This window comes from Vulcanococcus sp. DEBay_Sum22DG08_74 (assembly GCF_017852955.1).
In the GTDB taxonomy this organism is placed as follows: Bacteria; Cyanobacteriota; Cyanobacteriia; order PCC-6307; family Cyanobiaceae; genus Vulcanococcus.
Genome location: NZ_JAFMKL010000038.1, coordinates 1 through 14488, shown reverse-complemented (window position 1 = coordinate 14488; position 14488 = coordinate 1). Strand labels below are relative to the sequence as shown.

Here is a 14488-nt window from a genome sequence, read left to right as displayed (position 1 = left end):
GATTTCGGAGACGGCCGCGGCATTGCACGCTTGCGTCGGAAGCTCTCCAGGCGGCACCCAGCGCCGGCCTTGCAGGGCGGCGGTTCCAGCGGCGCGCTCCAGCAAGGGCTCCAGTACTTGGTTGAGGGAGTGCAGGTCCTCACTGCTGAAGGCTGGCGGCAGCAGCAGCGGTTGCAGGCCGTCTTGGGCGGGGGGCAGCAGCGGAGTTTGGGTGAGTTGATCGATCGCTTCGAGATAGCGATTGATCTGGTGCTGCTCGCTCAGCAGGTTGTCCACCAACGCTTGATTGGCGCTATCGCCATCGAGTCGACGCCTGAGCAGTTGTCCAAAGGTGCGCAGGGCCGCCAGGGGATTGCGCAGTTGATGGACCAGCAGCTTGAGCTGGTCGTCCCGAAGGGCCAGTTGACGGCCGAGTCGTTGTTGCTCCAGATCGAGCTTGAGCGCTTCGGTGAGGCAGAGCGCTGTTGCTTCCAGCCGATCACTCAGGGGCGTGGGCCAGGGCCAGCAGTCGGTGTCGATTCGCAGGGCTCCAAGTAGGAGCGGTCCATCTCGCAGGGCGAGCCAACGGCGCGTACAGCGCTCGTCTTGCGATGGCCTACTGGCATCGCTTTCGAGGGCCAAAACTTGCTTGGGCCAGCCGCCAATCGAGAGCAGGGAGGGTTCTCCACTGGCGCTGGGTAGGGCCACGTACACCACCAATGACCGCAGATCAGGACGATCTGCGAATTGGGCAAGTTGCTGTTTCAGCAGCGCGAGAAACCGCTTGGAGACTTGCATCTAGGCGGCGTTCTGGTGGTGGTCCACGGCCTTAAACGGAACTTTTTTCGGAGACTTGGTTCAAATCCGAGAAAAAGTCTTAAGATTTTGGGTATCGACCAATACCGAGCGGCCTGACGCAGGCAGCACGGCGATGGCTTCTGCCTTTGGTTGCAACTTTGTTGCATCGAGGTTACAGCAGGAGAGACACGTCTCTTTGCTGGTTGAACGCCAACGCTCGCTTTGCTGTCAGTTTGGGCTGTCAGACGTTTGGGCGTTGTTGAAGGTCTCTTGCCTTCGTCTCTTCGTCCCCTCCGCCCTTCGGGGTTCCTGAACCATGTCCAAAAAGCGCAAGCGCATCAGCCGCCGCCGGCTTGCTGGCCAGCGAGTCCTGGCCCATGTCGGTGTTCACAACATCGAGACCGGTGAATACAAGCCTGTGACGGCTGCCCGTCGCTACATCGCCGAGTCAGGGATCGTTCCTCCCGCTCTGGTGAACGTGCGTCGTAACGAGCACACCACGGACCGCTTCTTCTGGGGCGAAAAAGGTCTGTTTAGTGCCCAATACGCTGAGGAGAACCACTTCCTCTTCCCTTCCCTGCGTGAGATCGTCGATCGCATTGGCGAAGACAACCTCTTTGCTGGTCTCGAGGCGATGGCCGCCGACGACTGGGAAGAAATGGAAGAGTACGAATACGCCTTCGTCTGATTCTCAGACTCTGCTTTCAGAAGGGCATCAGCCGGCCTCCCGATGGGGCCGGCTTTTTTGTTGCTCACTGAGGCAGGCCTTGGCTGGGCGCGATCCGCTCAGTGATGAAGCGTTTGAGCTCAGGGAAGAGCGATTCATCGATGCCATGGCCGCCGTCAAAGGCCAGCAATTGCGCTGACTGTCCGCTGGCTTGGAGTTGCTGCAGCAGTTCTTCGCTGGCCATGAACGGCACCACCGGATCCTGGCGGCCATGGGTCAGGAGCACGGGGGGGCAGGCAGACGGCGCTTGCCAGCCTTGATGGGGGTAGCCGCTGCAGGCGGCAATGCCGGCTAAGGGCAGTGCTGTGCCGACATCAAGGGCCATGGCTGCGCCCTGGGAGAACCCCAGCAGCACGGTCCGCTCCAGGGGGACGCTCTCAGCGAGGGCGAGAAGCCGGGCACGGAGCTTGGAGCGTGCTGCGGGCAGGGCATCCCAATCGATGGGCTGCAGGTCGTACCACTGCCGTCCGCTCCCGTAGGGGTGGGGCTCTGGCGCCCGCAGGGCGACAACACTTGTTTCTGGGTTGACGAGCAGTTCCCCGAGATCCAGGAGGTCATCGGCATCGGCTCCCCAGCCGTGCAGCAGAACGAGTCGCTGTTGCGCGTTCTCAGGCCCGAGTTGGAGCTGGTCGGGATGGCTGGTCATGGGCGGATCCGGGAGCTGCTCCTGCGTAGGTTGGACCTTCTGCCGACCTCTGCATCGCCATGGCGCCCACGGCCCTGCTCAGCGTGTCCAATAAGGAAGGGCTGGTGCCCTTGGCCCAGGGGCTTTTGGCGGCTGGTTATCAGCTGATTTCAAGCGGTGGTACGGCAGCGGCGTTGTCGGCCGCTGGGGTTCCGGTGACCAAGGTCGCTGAGCACACCGGTGCCCCCGAGATCCTTGGGGGACGCGTGAAAACCCTGCACCCCCGGATTCACGGCGGAATCCTGGCAAAGCGCTCGGACTCCTCCCACCAGAGTGATCTGGTCGACCAGGGCATTGCCCCGATCGATGTGGTCGTGGTCAATCTCTATCCCTTCCGCGAGACGATTGCTCGGCCCGATGTCAGCTGGGACGCGGCGATTGAGAACATCGACATCGGCGGGCCAGCGATGGTGCGCGCAGCCGCCAAGAACCATGCGGACGTGGCGGTCCTGACCAGTCCGGCGCAATATCCCGCCTTTCTGAAGGCCCTGGCCGCCGGAGCGATTAGCCCTGAGCTGCGGCGTCAGCTGGCCCTGGAAGCCTTCAGCCACACCGCTGAGTACGACACCGCCATCAGCCAGTGGCTGAGTGCGCAGCTGGCATCGCAGAGCGCCGGCACGTTCAGCCTGGAGTTGCCCGCGCGCCAAAGCCTGCGCTACGGCGAAAATCCCCACCAAAGCGCCACCTGGTACGCCCAGCCTGGGGCTGGCCTGGGTGCTGGCGAGCAGCTCCAGGGCAAGGAGCTCAGCTACAACAACATCCTCGATCTCGAGGCTGCCCTCGCCACGGTGCGTGAGTTCGGCTACGGCGGACAGCCTGCGGGGGGCAACGCCTTCAAGCCTGCGGCGGTCGTGGTCAAGCACACCAATCCCTGCGGCGTGGCCACTGGGACAGGCAGCGTCAATGCGATTGAGCGGGCACTGGATGCGGATCGCCTCTCGGCCTTTGGCGGCATTGTTGCGATCAATGGTCCCGTCGATAGCCCCACCGCAGGGCATCTGACCAGCCTGTTCCTGGAGTGCGTGGTTGCGCCCTCCTTTGATCCGGAAGCCCGCGAGCTGCTCTCGGCGAAGGCCAATTTGCGTTTGCTCGAGCTGGCACCGGAGGCGATTGAGCGGGCCAGCCGGCAACAACTCCGCAGCGTCCTGGGTGGACTGCTAGTGCAGGACCTGGACGATCAGCCCGTCGACGAGACCGCTTGGCAGGTCGTCAGCAAGCGTCAGCCCAGCCCCCAAGAACTGGCGGATTTGGCCTTCTGTTGGCGCTTGGTGCGTCACGTGCGCTCCAACGCCATCACCGTTGCCCGTGGCGGTCAAAGCCTCGGCATCGGCGCCGGTCAGATGAACCGCGTGGGTTCGGCCAAGATTGCCCTGGAGACCGCTGGGGACAAGGCCCGTGGAGCCGTACTGGCCAGCGATGGCTTCTTCCCCTTCGATGACACCGTTCGCTTGGCGGCCCAGTACGGCATCACGGCCGTGATTCAGCCCGGGGGCAGCGTCCGCGACGCGGACTCGATTGCCGCCTGCGACGAGTTGGGCCTGGCGATGGTCACCACGGGCCGCCGCCATTTCCTGCACTGATCTAGCGTCGCGCGGTCCGTCCACCACGCCAGCGCTCCATGCCGGAAGCTCTCGCCTTCAATCTCAACTTCCTGCACCCGCTGGCCATGTGGGGCCTGCTGGCCCTGAGCGGCTACGCGATGTTCCTTGGCATCAAGGCCAAGAAAACCCGTACCGCTGATGCCGAAGCGCGTAAGACCCTGATCAAAGGTCAGTTCGCGAAACGCCATTACCTCTATGGCAGTGCCGTCTTGGCGGTGATGGTGCTGGGCACCTTTGGCGGCATGGCCGTCACCTACTTGAACAACGGCAAGCTGTTCGTCGGCCCTCACCTGCTGGTGGGCATCGCCATGACCTGCGGACTCGCGATGGCGGCTGCCCTGTCCCCGCTGATGCAGCAGGGCAATCTGATCGCCCGCAAGCTGCACGTGATGCTGAACATGGGTGTCTTCACCCTGTTTCTTTGGCAAGCCGTGAGCGGGATGCAGATCCTCAACAAGATCTGGGAAAACCGCCCCGCTTGATCAGAACTGGGCCCGCCGTCTTGGCGGGCAGTCCAGCCCATGGGTGGCGTGGAAGTCCTCTTGGACCTTCCAGGTCAGGCGCCTTGAGATTTGGCGCACGATCTGACGCAGCAGGTGATCGCCGCTGCTCTGCACCAGGCTCTCGGGCAAGAGGCCAATCACCGCCGGAAGCTTGATCCAGACGCTCAGGTCCAGCTCCCAGCGCACATCAGTGTGGGGAACCTCCGCGTTTTGCTCTTCCAGACGGAGGGCTGCATTGAACTCCACGTCGTAGAGGTCCCGCAGGCCCGGCTGGAACTGCTCGGGGGGCACGGTGCAAATGCGATAGACCCCTTGGCTTTGGGGCAAGAGCTCCAGGCCAATCGTCGGTTCCACTTCGAAGCCAAAGTTGCCGAAGCGGCCGAGGGTGAGCCGATAGCCGTTTTGCCCCAGGCTGTTGACCTCCATGGGGGCCGCGCAACGGCGGAACCAACCTTCGTGGCGATCGAGGTAGGCCGCCACGGTTTTGGCGGGGGCCCGCATCTCCATCACATCAGCGAATTGGCTGCTGTAGCAGCGGACTCGAGTGTCCTCGCTGCGCCGCAGGGGCAGGTCGCTGGCGTCGACCTCAGGTCCAGGTGTGGTCACCGATGAGATCAACGCAGAAGGCTCTGTTGGAGGGCCTGGTTGTGGGTCAGATGAATCAATGTAAAGCGCGCTCGGGGCCTCGCTCTGCAGCGTCTGTGACAGCTCGACTAGGCGTCGGCTAGGGCCATCAAACGGCCAATGACGTCCTCCACAACGCGATCGGGAGTGGAGGCACCGGAGGTGATGCCAACCCGCAGCGGACCGCTGGGGAGGAAGGGCTCGACCACCTCCAGATCGGCGCCGAGGGGCTTGTGCTCAATCCGGTTGCTGGGACCAATGCGCTCGGGGGTGTCGATGTGGAACGAGCGAATCCCGCGCGTGATGGCGATCTCCTGCAGGTGGGTGGTGTTGGAGGAGTTGTAGCCGCCAATGACCACCATCAGATCGAGGGGCTCATCCACCAGGGCGAACATCGCGTCCTGCCGCTCTTGGGTGGCATCGCAGATGGTGTTGAAGGCCAGGAAGTGGTCGTTGAGCTCAGCGGGACCAAAGCGCTTGAGCATCGTGCGCTCGAACAAGCGACCGATTTCTTCGGTTTCGCTCTTGAGCATGGTGGTCTGGTTCGCCACGCCGACGCGAGCGAGATCCCGGTCGGGATCAAAGCCCGGTGAGCAGGCATTGGAGAAGCGCTCCATAAACGCCTGACGCTGCTCTCCGCTGGGGCTTGCTCCACCGCTGCTGGCGAGGATGTAATCGCAGACCAGCTGCGCTTCGGCTAGATCAAGCACCACCAGGTAGGTGCCGGCAAAGGAGCTGGTTGCGAGGGTCTCCTCGTGCTTCACCTTGCCGTGAATGATCGAGGTGATGTCGTGCTTCTTGTGCTTCTCCACGGTGTTCCACACCTTGGAGACCCAGGGGCAGGTGGTGTCGACGATGTGGCAGCCCCGCTCGTTGAGCAGTTGCATCTCCTGGACGGTGGCGCCAAAGGCGGGAAGGATCACCACATCGCCACTGGCGACCTTGGAGAAGTCTTTGACTCCGTTCTCGACGTCGATGAACAGCACGTCCATCTCCCGCAGGTGATCGTTCACCGAGGGGTTGTGAATGATCTCGTTCGTGATCCAGATCCGCTCAGTCGGATAGTGCTTGCGGGTTTCGTAGGCCATGGCCACGGCCCGCTCGACCCCCCAGCAGAAACCGAAGGCTTCGGCCAACTTCACCTGAAGTCGGCCATGTTTGAGCTCGTATCCGTTTTCACGGATGCTGGCGATCAGATTGCTTTGGTAAGCCTGCTCAAGGCTGCCGGCCACCTCTTCCCCCAGACCAAAGCCGCGGCGGTTGTAGCGATCGGAGTGATGCAGCGATCGCTTAAACGCGCGGGTATCCACAGCGGCTGGCTCGAGGTCCCTAACTCTATGAGCCCTCGCTCTGGGCTTGGACGCTGGCCACCCCAAGCCAGTCGATGCGCGTTGCACTGAAGCTGTAGCGGCAGGGCAGGACCTCCACGCCAGCCTCCAGGGCTTCCCGGAAGAGTTCGCCGTAGCGCGGGTCGGCTTGATCGCCGGGGGCGAAGCGCCCGAGGTCGGAGCGGCTCAGGCAGGGCACCAGCATTGCTCGGGCCTCCGGTAGGACCCCCATCAGCTCCTGCAAGTGCTTTTGCCCCCGTTCCGTGACTGTGTCTGGGAAGAGCGCGAGATCGCCGTCGCACCAGGTGGTGTTTTTGACCTCGAGGTAGATCGGTCGCGGGTCCTCCGCTCCCTCTGCTGGGGTGAGCAGCAGGTCAATGCGGCTGCGGCGATTGAGGCCATAGGCCACCTCCGCACGGATGCTCTCGATCGGACCGAGCCAGGGTTCAAGGCAGCCGGTCTCGATCGTGGCGCGCACCAGTCGGTTGGGCAGGGCCGTATTGATCCCGACCCAGACCGGCTGGCCATCGGCACCGGGCACCTCGGCCTGCTCCCAGGTCCAGGCGAGCTTGCGGGTCGGTGATGGGGCGTAGCGCAGCCTGACGCGCCCGCCGACGTGCAGCACGCCGGTCATTGGTCCGGTGTTGGCGCAGTGGGCCGTGACGACCTCGCCGCTGCTCAGCTGGACATCCGCGAGAAAGCGCTTGTAGCGCTTGAGCAGGACCCCCTCATGCAGGTCCTCCAGTGCCAGGACTGGCAGGGAAGTGGCAGCTGGCATGCAGAGCGGCAAGAATCGCCCGAGTTTGGGCCCTGCGGCGCCTCGATGAGCCAAGCCAACCGCTCACTGCGGCGAATCGCCCTAATCGTGGCGGTCGCAACGGCCCTCAGCAAATTGGCTGGCCTGGTGCGCCAGCAGGCCATCGCCGCTGCCTTTGGCGTGGGGGCGGCCTACGACGCCTACAACTACGCCTATGTGCTCCCGGGCTTTCTGTTGATCCTGCTCGGAGGGATTAACGGCCCGTTCCACAGCGCCATGGTCAGCGCCCTGGCCCGTCGTCCCCGCGAAGAAGGTGCCCATGTCCTCGCCGCCATCAACACCCTGGTCGGTGCGGCGCTGATTGGCGTCACCCTGCTGTTGTTTGTGGCTGCTGATCCGCTCATCGACCTGGTGGGTCCGGGGCTGGATGCCGAGCGCCATGCGATCGCGGTGCTGGAGCTGCGCTGGATGGCGCCGATGGCGCTGTTCGCCGGCTTGATTGGGCTGGGCTTTGGGGCCCTGAACGCCGCCGATGAGTTCTGGCTGCCCTCGGTCAGTCCCCTGCTCTCCAGCGTGGCAGTGATCGCCGGCCTGGGGATTCTGTGGTTGCACCTGGGTTCCGACATTGCTCTTCCCCAGTACGCCTTCTTAGGCGGTGCGGTCTTGGCGGGAACGACCCTGCTGGGGGCCATCTTTCAGTGGTTGATTCAGCTGCCGGCCCTGGCCAAGCAGGGGCTGCACAAATTCCAGCTGGTCTGGGATTGGAAGCACCCTGGTGTTCAGGAGGTGCTGCAGGTGATGGGTCCGGCCACCCTCTCGTCGGGGATGTTGCAGATCAACGTCTTCACCGATCTCTTCTTTGCCTCAGGGATCGTCGGTGCGGCGGCAGGTTTGGGCTACGCCAACCTTCTGGTGCAGACCCCTTTGGGTCTGCTCTCCAATGCGCTGCTGGTGCCGCTGCTGCCGGTCTTTGCCCGGCTCACAGCCCCTGGGGATCGCCCGGAGCTGATCGCAAGGATTCGCCAGGGCTTGATGCTCTCCAATGCCTCGATGCTGCCGCTGGGGGCGCTGATGGTGGCTTTGGCGGGTCCGATCGTCGCGTTGGTCTACGAGCGCGGCGCCTTCAACGCTGGAGCGGCGGCCCTGGTGGGCGGTTTGCTGATGGCCTACGGCGTCGGGATGCCGGCCTATCTGGGGCGTGACGTGCTGGTGCGTGTTTTTTATGCCCTCGGAGATGGCACGACCCCGTTTCGCTTCTCGATGGCGGGGATCGCGCTGAATGCGCTGTTCGACTGGGTCCTGGTGGGTGGCCCGACGCCCTGGGGGCTGCAGCTGCCCGCGTTGAACTTCGGCGCGCCTGGGCTGGTGCTCGCCACGGTTGGCGTGAATCTGATCACTTGCTTCGGTCTGCTGTTGGCCCTGCAGCGCCGCGTTCCAGGGATGCCGCTCGCCAACTGGGCACGGGACAGCGTGCTCTTGCTGGCGGCAGCTCTGGTGGCTGGTTTGATCGCTTGGGCGACGGCCCAGGCGATTGCTTGGCCCCAGGATCTTCTGGGCCTAGTGCTGCAGTGCAGCTTCAGCGGTGGCCTGGGCCTCTTGGTTTATGGCTTGATTGCAGGCGGAACGAAGGTGCCTGAGGCCCTAGAGATCGGCCGTCAGCTGCGGGCGCGTCTGCCCGGCCGGGGCTAGAGCTCGACGACCCGCTCCTCGCGCACTTGGATCGGCAGCTCCAGGTGGCTTTTGCCCACCATCGCTGGACCATCGACGGAGTAGATCCGGGCTTCGATGCCGAAGTCGCGAAAGGCCGTTTCCATTTCTTGGATCAAGGCTTTCTCGACCTGGGCCTCCGCATCGACGACTTTGCCGATCAAACGGCTGCCCAGACGACCGATGCGCTGACGCACCACCTCGCGAGCGTTGGTGACCTCGATGACCAGCACTGGGCCCTGGCAGGTGGGAGCAACCCTAACTGTGGTTCTCCAGCAGATCCTCCAGGTCCTGCAGTTGTCCGGCCGGGACCAGGCGGGCCAGGGGAAGCTTGCTGCTCCCGCCACCAATCGGAACTTGCACGGCTTCGAGGGACTGCCGTGCGCAGACACCGGCGCCTTGATCGAGCCTGGCGGCGCATTCAATCGCCAGGGTTTCGGCGAGGCCAGCGTCTCCGAGGTAGAGGTGCCAGCCTCCGATTTGGATGTAGAGGCGATCGGCAATCGCGAGTTGCAGGTCGCGGATCTCGCCAGGGGAGAGGGCCATGCCAGCCGAGCTCAGAGCTGCGCTCAGGATGACGCCTTCGGACGTTGCGCGGCCACGCTGATCAGGTGGGCCATCAACAGCACGGCCCAGGTGCTGGTGAGCCAGTTGAGGTGGCTCCAGGGGTGCCGCATTTCCTGGACAAACCAGAGGCCGCTGTTGAGGGCGGCAAAGACCATGCCGTGCAGCACCAGATTCACGATCCGGTTGAAGTGCCGGTAGGTGGGGTCCTCAGGGTTGGCAGGGCCATACCAACGGATCGGCATGTCTGGGCGGCTCCTCGTTGACTCCAGTCTGGTCGGTTGACGTGTGGGCCCTCGATGTGGGCAGAATGTCCAGGCAAGCGCAGGCGCTTGTAGCTCAGCGGATTAGAGCATCTGACTACGGATCAGAGGGTCGGGAGTTCGAATCTCTCCAGGCGCGCCTTCAAAGAGTCGTCCTTCGGGGCGACTTTTTTATTGGCGAGGCACCGGCCAGCGTGCAGTGCTGCGGTTTCTTACGATTCAGGTCAACCTGAGCCCTGATTTGTCATGGCGGAGTCCACCGCAGCAGCCACCAATCGCCCCTTGGCTGCCAGCGATCCCGCCATCGCTGCCCTGATTGGCAAGGAGCTGCAGCGACAGCAGACCCACCTGGAGCTGATCGCCTCGGAGAACTTCGCCTCCCAGGCTGTGATGGAAGCCCAGGGCTCCGTTCTCACGAATAAGTACGCCGAAGGTCTGCCCTCGAAGCGCTACTACGGCGGTTGCGAGCACGTCGATGCGATCGAAGAGCTGGCGATTGAGCGGGCCAAGGAGCTCTTTGGGGCGGCCTGGGCGAATGTCCAGCCCCACAGCGGCGCTCAGGCCAACTTCGCGGTGTTCCTGGCGCTGTTGAAGCCCGGCGACACGATCATGGGGATGGACCTGAGCCATGGCGGTCACCTGACCCACGGTTCACCGGTCAACGTCAGTGGCAAGTGGTTCAACGTCGTCCAGTACGGCGTCGATGAGACCACCCAGCAGCTCAACTTCGAGTCCATTCGCAAGCTGGCGCTCGAGCACAAGCCCAAGCTGATCGTCTGCGGCTACTCCGCCTACCCCCGCACGATCGACTTCCAGGCCTTCCGAGCCATCGCCGATGAGGTCGGCGCCTACCTGCTGGCCGATATGGCCCACATCGCTGGCTTGGTGGCTGCGGGTGTTCACCCCAACCCGGTGCCCGTCTGTGATGTGGTCACCACCACCACCCACAAGACCCTGCGTGGTCCCCGCGGCGGCCTGATCCTTTGCCGTGATGCGGAGTTCGCCAAGCAGTTCGATAAAGCCGTCTTCCCCGGCAGCCAGGGCGGTCCCCTGGAACACGTGATCGCGGCCAAGGCGGTGGCCTTTGGTGAGGCCCTGCAGCCCAGCTTCAAGGCCTATGCCAAGCAGGTGGTTGCCAACGCTCAAGCCCTGGCCGCTCGCATCAAAGAGCGCGGCATTGACGTGGTGAGTGCGGGCACCGACAACCACATCGTCCTGTTGGATCTGCGGGGCATCGGCATGACCGGCAAGGTCGCCGACCTCCTCGTGAGCGATGTGCACATCACGGCGAACAAGAACACGGTTCCCTTTGATCCCCAGTCCCCCTTTGTGACGAGCGGTCTGCGGCTGGGAACCGCCGCTTGCACCACCCGCGGCTTCGATGAAGAGGCCTTCCGTGAGGTGGCCGATGTGATTGCTGATCGCCTGCTCAACCCTGAGGACGCAGCGATTGAGGAGCGTTGCCGCCAGCGCGTCGCTGCGCTGTGTGAGCGTTTCCCCCTCTACGCCCACCAGCGCGAGCTGCAGCCCGCTTGAGCGACTGGCCCCTCAGGGGGGCCTTGCCTATCGCCGAACTCCCAGGCCCTGCTTAAGCTTTGGCTGGCAGGGCCTTTTGTTTGGGCTACTGCGCACTGCATTGAGCACCGCCTTCGATGATTTCCAGCCGGCCGGATCTTGCCGCTGTTCTGGCCTTCGGAAGCGCTGCACTGCTGACCGCCTTGATCGTCCCTCTGGTGCGGCAACTCGGGCTGCGCTGGGGCCTGATCGACCAGCCTGACCCCAGAAAGCAGCACACCACGCCGATGGTGCGCCTGGGAGGTATTGGGATTGTTGCCGGCTTTGTGCTCGGGCTGCTCTTGATCTGGCGTCTGGGTGGCTTTGTGGAGCTGCCGCCTCAGCGGGATGCCCTGATTTGGACCACCCTGGCCGGTTCCCTTTGCTACTTCGTCATTGGCTTGGCCGATGACCTGTTTGCTTTGCCCCCGTTGCCCCGCCTCGGGGGGCAGGTCGCGGTGGCCATGGCGGTCTGGAGCCAAGGCGTCCGTATTGGTGCCATCGACCTGCCCTTCGCTGGCAGTGCAGGGGTCATTCCCCTGTCTGAACCGCTGAGCCTGCTGTTCACCGTGATCTGGCTTGTGGGGATCACCAACGCCATCAACTGGCTCGATGGCTTGGATGGCTTGGCTGCCGGTGTCAGCGGCATTGCAGCGGTTGCCTTGCTTTCGGTGAGCTACAGCCTCTCGCAGCCGGCCCCTGGTCTGCTGGCCGCGGCATTGGCTGGCAGTTGCCTTGGCTTTCTGCGCCACAACTTCAATCCAGCCAAGATTTTTATGGGCGATGGCGGCTCCTATTTCTTGGGCTTTGCCTTGGCCGCCATCAGCATCATTGGCCCAGCAAAGGGTTTGACCAGCGTCAGCCTGCTGTTTCCCCTCTTGATCCTGGCCCTGCCGCTGGCGGACATGTCCGCCGTGATCATGGGCCGGGTGAGCGAGGGGCACTCCCCCTTCTATCCCGATCGCCGCCACCTGCATCACCGCTTGCTCAGAGCAGGCTTCAGCCACCGCCGCACGGTGCTGTTGATCTACGCCTTCACCCAGTGGCTGGCTGCTTTGGCTTTGGTCTTTGCCGGGGCGGAACTGCGTTTCCTTTGGTTGACCTTGGCCACCGCGGTCTTGATTGCGGCGGTCACGATCTGCCGCCGCAGCTTGAGCCGCGAGCGGGCCCAGCAGGACCAGGGCGTTGACGGCTGAGGTCCTCTGCGTCGGCAGTGAATTGCTGCTGGGCAACATCACCAACGGCAATGCCCGCTGGATTGCGGAGCAATTGGCGGCCCTTGGGGTACCCCACCAACGCCAGATGGTGGTCGGCGATAACCGAGAGCGCTTAATGGCTGAGGTGCGGCAGGCGGCTGGGCGCTGCCGCGTCTTGATCACCACCGGGGGGCTGGGTCCCACCCCAGACGACCTCACAACGGAGGCCATTGCCGCTGCCTTTGAGACCCCCTTGGTGGAGCACCCCGAGATCTGGGCCGAGATCCAGGCGCGCCTGTCTGCTCGCGGCCGAATCTGCTCCCCGAGCAACCGCCGCCAGGCCTTTTTGCCTGAGGGTGCTGCTGTGCTGCCGAACCCCACCGGAACGGCCCCGGGAATGATCTGGAGCCCAGTTCCAGGCTTCACGGTCCTGACCTTCCCGGGCGTTCCCAGTGAGATGAAGGCGATGTGGCAGCAGACCGCGGCCCCCTGGCTGCGTCAGTCCGGCTTGGCCGCGGGGGTCTTCGCTAGCCGGATGCTGCGGTTCTGGGGGGTCTCGGAATCAGCCTTGGCAGAAGAGATGGCGGATCTGCTTGAGCAGGCCAACCCGACCGTGGCCCCCTATGCCGGTGCCGGGGAGGTCAAGTTGCGCATCACGGCCAGGGCCGAGCATCAGGCGGATGCTGAAGCCCTGCTTCTGCCCGTGGAGCGCGAGATCCGCCGCCGCACCGGGAAGAGCTGTTTTGGTGTGGATGAGCAGAGCCTGGCTGAGGTTGTTCTGCAACAGCTGCGGCTGCGGGGGCAGACGGTCGCTGTTGCCGAGAGTTGCACCGGTGGTGGATTGGGCGCGGCCTTGGCCGCTGTTCCTGGGGCGTCTGATGTGTTCCTGGGTGGGGTGATTGCCTATGCCAATGGCGTGAAGCAGGGACTGTTGGGCGTGCCGGCGGAGCTGCTGCTGGCCCACGGTGCCGTGAGTGATCCGGTCGCGCAGTCCATGGCAGAAGGGGCGCGGCGCGTAACGGGTGCCGATTGGGGGCTGGCGATCACCGGCGTGGCAGGACCCGGTGGTGGCAGCGACGAGAAACCCGTGGGCTTGGTGCATCTGGCGATCGCCGGTCCGGATGGCTGCAGCAGCGAGGGGGTGCGCTTCGGTACGAGTCGCGGCCGGACCTGGATTCAGACCCTCAGCGCCGGTGAGGCCTTGAATCGATTGAGGCTGCAGTTGGCCTGAGTAGGCTCGTCGATTCCGCTGCAGGCATCGGCGTGAGCTCCGGCACCCTCTACGACAAGGTTTGGGATCTACATCAGGTCTCCCAACTGCCGGGTGGGGCCACCCAGCTGTTTATCGGCCTGCATCTGATCCACGAGGTCACCAGCCCCCAGGCCTTTGCGGGCTTGAAGGACTTGGGCCTGACGGTGCGGCACCCCGAGCGCACGGTCGCCACGGTGGATCACATCGTTCCGACCACCTCCCAGGCGCGCCCCTTCGCCGATCCCCTGGCGGAGGAAATGTTGGCGACGCTCGAGGCCAACTGCGCCGAGCACGGCATCACCCTGCACGGCATCGGCAGCGGTCGCCAGGGGATCGTGCACGTGATTGCCCCCGAGCTGGGTTTGACCCAGCCGGGCATGACCGTGGCCTGCGGTGACTCCCACACCTCCACCCACGGGGCCTTCGGCGCGATTGCGTTTGGCATCGGCACCAGTCAGGTGCGTGATGTGCTGGCGAGCCAGAGCCTGGCGATGGGCAAGCTCAAGGTCCGCCGAATCTGGGTGGATGGTCAGCTCCAGCGTGGGGTCTACGCCAAGGACCTGGTGTTGCATGTCATCCGCACCCTGGGGGTGAAGGGTGGCGTGGGTTACGCCTACGAATTCGCCGGTCCAGCGATTGAGGCCCTCTCGATGGAGGAGCGCATGACCCTCTGCAACATGGCGATTGAGGGCGGCGCCCGTTGCGGTTACGTCAATCCCGATCAGGTCACCTTCGACTACCTCGAGGGCCGGCCTTTCGCTCCGAGCGGTGAGGCCTGGGCTGAGGCGGTGCGCTGGTGGAGTGGCTTGGCCAGCGGCAGTGACGCGGTCTTTGACGATGAAGTGCGCTTTGACGCAGCTTCGATTGCGCCGACGGTCACCTGGGGCATCACCCCGGGCCAAGGAATTGGGGTCGATGAGGCCGTGCCCACCCTGGAGCAGACCGAGCCC

16 protein-coding genes and 1 tRNA gene are annotated in these 14488 nt (G+C 64.1%); 9 read left to right on the top strand and 8 right to left on the bottom strand.

The features are described 5' to 3' along the window. A partial coding sequence (locus QZ184_RS06045; RefSeq protein ID WP_296418595.1) for a histidine kinase dimerization/phospho-acceptor domain-containing protein occupies window positions 1–777 on the bottom strand: 777 nt, incomplete at its 3' end. Window positions 778–1093: 316 nt separating this feature from the next. Here QZ184_RS06045 and QZ184_RS06040 point away from each other — a divergent pair. Then, a complete protein-coding gene (locus QZ184_RS06040) occupies window positions 1094–1465 on the top strand; it encodes a DUF3155 domain-containing protein (RefSeq protein WP_010314468.1) in 372 nt (123 codons plus the stop codon). Between the two features lie 64 nt (window positions 1466–1529). On the opposite strand, the gene QZ184_RS06035 is transcribed toward QZ184_RS06040, so the two are convergent. Beyond that, a complete protein-coding gene (locus tag QZ184_RS06035) occupies window positions 1530–2150 on the bottom strand; it encodes a dienelactone hydrolase family protein (protein ID WP_296416391.1) in 621 nt (206 codons plus the stop codon). A gap of 59 nt (window positions 2151–2209) precedes the next feature. On the opposite strand from QZ184_RS06035, the gene purH reads away from it, so the two are divergent. Together purH and QZ184_RS06025 are read left to right on the top strand one after the other, a co-directional pair. Then, window positions 2210–3769 carry a bifunctional phosphoribosylaminoimidazolecarboxamide formyltransferase/IMP cyclohydrolase gene (gene purH / locus QZ184_RS06030; RefSeq protein WP_296418593.1) on the top strand — a complete coding sequence of 520 codons (1560 nt, stop codon included), beginning with the start codon at window positions 2210–2212 and terminating at the stop codon, window positions 3767–3769. A gap of 38 nt (window positions 3770–3807) precedes the next feature. Next, window positions 3808–4272, top strand: a complete 465-nt coding sequence (locus tag QZ184_RS06025) for a DUF4079 domain-containing protein (RefSeq protein WP_010314472.1) — start codon at window positions 3808–3810, stop codon at window positions 4270–4272. On the opposite strand, the gene QZ184_RS06020 is transcribed toward QZ184_RS06025, so the two are convergent. The 3 genes from QZ184_RS06020 to sfsA form a co-directional block, all read right to left on the bottom strand. Further along, on the bottom strand, window positions 4273–4911 hold the full coding sequence (locus QZ184_RS06020) for a DUF1997 domain-containing protein (protein WP_296418591.1): 639 nt from the start codon (window positions 4909–4911) through the stop codon (window positions 4273–4275). It lies immediately after the preceding gene. Between the two features lie 95 nt (window positions 4912–5006). Beyond that, the gene (locus QZ184_RS06015; protein WP_296418589.1) at window positions 5007–6227 is read right to left on the bottom strand and encodes a 4-hydroxy-3-methylbut-2-enyl diphosphate reductase; all 1221 of its coding nucleotides are present in this window, start codon (window positions 6225–6227) and stop codon (window positions 5007–5009) included. A 25-nt stretch (window positions 6228–6252) separates the two neighbouring features. After that, window positions 6253–7023, bottom strand: a complete 771-nt coding sequence (gene sfsA / locus QZ184_RS06010) for a DNA/RNA nuclease SfsA (protein ID WP_296418587.1) — start codon at window positions 7021–7023, stop codon at window positions 6253–6255. Between the two features lie 45 nt (window positions 7024–7068). Between sfsA and murJ the strand changes: the two genes are divergently transcribed. Continuing rightward, window positions 7069–8691, top strand: coding sequence for a murein biosynthesis integral membrane protein MurJ (gene murJ / locus QZ184_RS06005; protein ID WP_296418585.1), 1623 nt, complete (start codon window positions 7069–7071; stop codon window positions 8689–8691). Here murJ and QZ184_RS06000 read toward each other — a convergent pair. From QZ184_RS06000 to QZ184_RS05990, 3 genes are read right to left on the bottom strand one after another with little or no spacing between them, the layout of a single operon-like run. Beyond that, window positions 8688–8942, bottom strand: coding sequence for a hypothetical protein (locus tag QZ184_RS06000; protein WP_010314477.1), 255 nt, complete (start codon window positions 8940–8942; stop codon window positions 8688–8690). The genes murJ and QZ184_RS06000 overlap by 4 nt on opposite strands. A 25-nt stretch (window positions 8943–8967) precedes the next feature. Further along, complete coding sequence (locus QZ184_RS05995; protein WP_010314479.1) at window positions 8968–9255, bottom strand: DUF3181 family protein; 288 nt, start codon at window positions 9253–9255, stop codon at window positions 8968–8970. 23 nt (window positions 9256–9278) lie between these two features. Next, window positions 9279–9518 carry a hypothetical protein gene (locus QZ184_RS05990; protein ID WP_010314480.1) on the bottom strand — a complete coding sequence of 80 codons (240 nt, stop codon included), beginning with the start codon at window positions 9516–9518 and terminating at the stop codon, window positions 9279–9281. 83 nt (window positions 9519–9601) lie between these two features. On the opposite strand from QZ184_RS05990, the gene QZ184_RS05985 reads away from it, so the two are divergent. The 5 genes from QZ184_RS05985 to QZ184_RS05965 form a co-directional block, all read left to right on the top strand. Further along, window positions 9602–9675, top strand: a tRNA-Arg gene (locus QZ184_RS05985). Between the two features lie 107 nt (window positions 9676–9782). Continuing rightward, window positions 9783–11072, top strand: coding sequence for a serine hydroxymethyltransferase (glyA, locus tag QZ184_RS05980; RefSeq protein WP_247476331.1), 1290 nt, complete (start codon window positions 9783–9785; stop codon window positions 11070–11072). 116 nt (window positions 11073–11188) lie between these two features. After that, window positions 11189–12286 (top strand): MraY family glycosyltransferase, encoded by a 1098-nt coding sequence (locus tag QZ184_RS05975; protein WP_296418581.1) that lies wholly within the window; start codon window positions 11189–11191, stop codon window positions 12284–12286. Continuing rightward, on the top strand, window positions 12276–13517 hold the full coding sequence (locus tag QZ184_RS05970) for a competence/damage-inducible protein A (protein ID WP_296418579.1): 1242 nt from the start codon (window positions 12276–12278) through the stop codon (window positions 13515–13517). The genes QZ184_RS05975 and QZ184_RS05970 overlap by 11 nt, the downstream gene beginning before the upstream one ends. A gap of 32 nt (window positions 13518–13549) precedes the next feature. Next, window positions 13550–14488, top strand: a 939-nt coding sequence (locus QZ184_RS05965; RefSeq protein ID WP_296418577.1) for an aconitase family protein, incomplete at its 3' end; no start/stop codon positions are given.

Coding starts and splice junctions, on each gene's coding strand:
- QZ184_RS06040 (WP_010314468.1), top strand. CDS start 1,094: ATGTCCAAAAAGCGCAAGCGCATCAGCCGCCGCCGGCTTGCTGGCCAG.
- QZ184_RS06035 (WP_296416391.1), bottom strand. CDS start 2,150: ATGACCAGCCATCCCGACCAGCTCCAACTCGGGCCTGAGAACGCGCAA.
- purH (WP_296418593.1), top strand. CDS start 2,210: ATGGCGCCCACGGCCCTGCTCAGCGTGTCCAATAAGGAAGGGCTGGTG.
- QZ184_RS06025 (WP_010314472.1), top strand. CDS start 3,808: ATGCCGGAAGCTCTCGCCTTCAATCTCAACTTCCTGCACCCGCTGGCC.
- sfsA (WP_296418587.1), bottom strand. CDS start 7,023: ATGCCAGCTGCCACTTCCCTGCCAGTCCTGGCACTGGAGGACCTGCAT.
- murJ (WP_296418585.1), top strand. CDS start 7,069: ATGAGCCAAGCCAACCGCTCACTGCGGCGAATCGCCCTAATCGTGGCG.
- QZ184_RS05995 (WP_010314479.1), bottom strand. CDS start 9,255: ATGGCCCTCTCCCCTGGCGAGATCCGCGACCTGCAACTCGCGATTGCC.
- QZ184_RS05990 (WP_010314480.1), bottom strand. CDS start 9,518: ATGCCGATCCGTTGGTATGGCCCTGCCAACCCTGAGGACCCCACCTAC.
- glyA (WP_247476331.1), top strand. CDS start 9,783: ATGGCGGAGTCCACCGCAGCAGCCACCAATCGCCCCTTGGCTGCCAGC.
- QZ184_RS05975 (WP_296418581.1), top strand. CDS start 11,189: ATGATTTCCAGCCGGCCGGATCTTGCCGCTGTTCTGGCCTTCGGAAGC.